We start from the raw sequence: 1,551 nt of genomic DNA, 5'->3' as shown, positions 1-1,551 counted from the left end.
GCCCTCGGGCAGCGGCGTCGGCGCGAGGCGCACGGTGCGCGCCGTCCGCCCCGGCGAGACGACCCGCACGTCGGTCGGACCGGCCCGCAACGCCGTCTCCAGCCGCGCCCGCACCCCGCCGGGCGGCGGTCCATCGGTCGTCGACGTCCCCGCGACGGCGGTGATCACGTCCCCCCGACGGAGGCCCGCCGCGTCCGCGGCGCCCCCGGGGTGGGCGCGCAGCACCACCCACCCGGTCCCGGCGATCGGCACCCCCTCGAGGCCGGGGTCGCCCGCCCCCGCGACCGCCGCCCGCCCCGCCGCATCGTCCGGGTCGGGATCCGGGCCGGGATGCGGGCCCGGACCCAGGCCCGGATCGCGCTCCCCGTCGTCCTCCCCGTCGCCCGGTGGCTCGCGCTCGCTCGGGGGGGCCGGCGGCGCCACGTCCCCCGGCCCCGACCCGCCGGGCGACCCGAGCGGCACCAGGCGACCCACCCAGCGCGAGTGCCCGTCGTTCAGGCCGGCGAACGCCCGCACGAACGCCGCGTCCAACGCCGCGCGGGTCGTGGCCGCCTCCACGCCCGGTTTGAAACGCGCCCGCCACGTCGGCCAATCGACCAGCGTCGGGTCGACGTACGCCTCGCGCACGCGGTCCGCGACGCGCTCGAACAACGCCCCGCGCACCGCGGGCCCCGCACGCCAGTCGCCGTCGCTGGGCAGCGGCGGCTGCGCCGTCGCGCCACCGACCAGCAGCCCCACCGCGCACGCGAGGGCGCAGGCCGCCGCGCGAGCACGCCGCGACGCCGCGGCGCTCACCAGGTGGGCGGGACGCCGTCGCGCGGGCGCGTCCACTCCGGCTCGACCCACAACCCCTCGCCCCCCAGCACCTCGAGCGGTTCGCCCTCGACCGACAGCGCCACGCGGCGCACGTCCGGAGCCGCCGTCAACGTCCACCGAAGCTGCTCGAGGCGGGCCCGCATGGAACTCGTCCCCCCGCCCCCGACGACGGCGCCGCTCAGGTCCACCGCGAGCCGGTCGCCCTCGCGCTCCGCCGAACGCACCTCCGTCGCCGACGGCACCGCGCTGGCCAGGCCGCGCGCCGCCTCCGCCGCGCGCGGCCCGCGCGCCAACGCCGCGACGAGCGCGCGGGCGTACGGCGTCGCGTCCGCCGGCCCCCCGTCCCCCGCGGTCGGGTCCGGCCCCGCCGGAGCGACCCGCTCGACGCTGGACAGCGTGAAGGTGGGCGCGTCGTAGCGCACGAAGAACACCGGGGCCGCCACCGCGCGCACCGCGGGGCGCCCCGTCCCGCCCCCCGCGGGGCCGGACCGCACCACCCACGCGCCGATCGCGACCGCGGCCGCCGCGAGGGCCACGAGCGCGAGCCAGGCGGTTCGGCGCCGCGTCACGGCCCCCCGCCGGCGGGGCGCACCGCCCACCACGCCAGCGCACCGGGCCGCGGCTCGAACGCCAACCAGCGGCGTTCGCCCCGCTCGGGGTCGACGACGAGCGCGCGGGCGGGCGGACCCGACGGGCCGGCCCCCTTCGGTCGACGCCACGCCACGCGGAACCCCG

The 1,551-nt window shown here is 81.4% G+C and carries 2 protein-coding genes; both read right to left on the bottom strand.

Features of this window, described 5'->3' with window-relative positions; translation table 11 throughout:
- The coding region (locus RI554_11520) for a PDZ domain-containing protein (protein MDR9392641.1) at positions 1–738 on the bottom strand (738 nt) is incomplete at its 3' end.
- Positions 739–791: 53 nt separating this feature from the next.
- Complete coding sequence (locus tag RI554_11515) at positions 792–1,385, bottom strand: GerMN domain-containing protein (protein ID MDR9392640.1); 594 nt, start codon at positions 1,383–1,385, stop codon at positions 792–794.
- Between the last annotated feature and the right edge of the window lie 166 nt (positions 1,386–1,551).

Source organism: Trueperaceae bacterium (genome assembly GCA_031581195.1).
Taxonomy (GTDB): domain Bacteria; phylum Deinococcota; class Deinococci; order Deinococcales; family Trueperaceae; genus SLSQ01.
The sequence above is the reverse complement of the archived record's forward strand: the minus strand, read 5'-3'. Positions and strand labels throughout refer to the sequence as shown.